This window comes from Vibrio sp. 1580, assembly GCF_033340055.1.
Window position 1 is genome coordinate 1 of the sequence record NZ_JAWOVT010000090.1, and the last position, 1001, is coordinate 1001.

Below are 1001 nucleotides of genomic sequence, written 5' to 3' on the forward strand. Positions count from 1 at the left end.
ATCGTTCCTTCACCTTGGCTCGTGATGTTGATGATGAACCCTTTCATCCCGTTCGGACGATCAATCACAAAATCGAGCTCGTCGCCTTCGATAATGGGGGTAAGCCCAGCCACAAGGTGTGCGTCAAAGTTGTAGCCGGGTTTTAAAGGGTCGTTGTTTTGCATATTTCAACTAATTTACTTTTTCATCAGTCTATTCTGGAGCGGAAAAACTGTCGTCGTTATTCCTCACAGTTTTCTAGAACGATCCATTGTTTGGCAGAAAAGGCTTCTCGGAAAAAGTCCGTCTTAGCGGTTTTCGATAAGAAGTCACTTGGTAATCCATCTCTTTGGTGCTGCCACTTCGCACTTCGCGCTTGCTCGTTGTCTTCGACAGGTGAATCGACAACTTGTTTGATGGTATGACGGATATCAAGGCGAGTTGGAACCGTGTTTCTCGCCAAATACTCGATCACGAGAGCATCATCAGCAAAGTAGTAGTTCATATTGATGGATAAGGTTTCTGAATGGTGCAGTTGACACCATTGTTCGAGCTTTTCTGGCTTGTGCCTAAAGCGCCAATCAGCATCGTGAACGGCAATGAGTTGTCCGTTGTTTAATACTTCCATGGTGCCGATAAAGTGCGTTTTACCATCCCGCTGTAGCTCGAAACTCGCTGGTTGCTCAGTGGAAAGGTTGAGCGTCCAGCGAGTTTTTTCCAGTTGAAAAGTGGGCACGGTTTCTACGTCTGTATCATTCACAAATTGACTCCAAAGTGCTCCCTAAGCGGGAGCACATTTGTGTGGTTTAACCGAGACGGTAATACACTCCGTTGTTACGCAATTCTTGTTTGAACTGGCGTAAGTTGGTGCTGTTGTCAATCACAACCATTTCGATGCCAAGGATTTCAGCGTAGTCGGCAAGCATCGGCAATGTGACAGCTTGGCTGTACACTGCGTGATGTGCGCCGCCAGCGTGAATCCACGCAGCTGCTGCGATATTTAAGTTGGGCTGAGGTTCCCA

The 1001-nt window shown here is 47.1% G+C and carries 1 protein-coding gene and 1 pseudogene; both read right to left on the reverse strand.

The genetic code is table 11. The features are described 5' to 3' along the window. Positions 1-220: 220 nt before the first annotated feature. The gene (locus tag R7093_RS24230; RefSeq protein WP_005500066.1) at positions 221-739 is read right to left on the reverse strand and encodes a hypothetical protein; all 519 of its coding nucleotides are present in this window, start codon (positions 737-739) and stop codon (positions 221-223) included. A gap of 46 nt (positions 740-785) precedes the next feature. Beyond that, a pseudogene (locus R7093_RS24235) lies at positions 786-1001 on the reverse strand (L-arabinose isomerase); the annotation flags it as partial.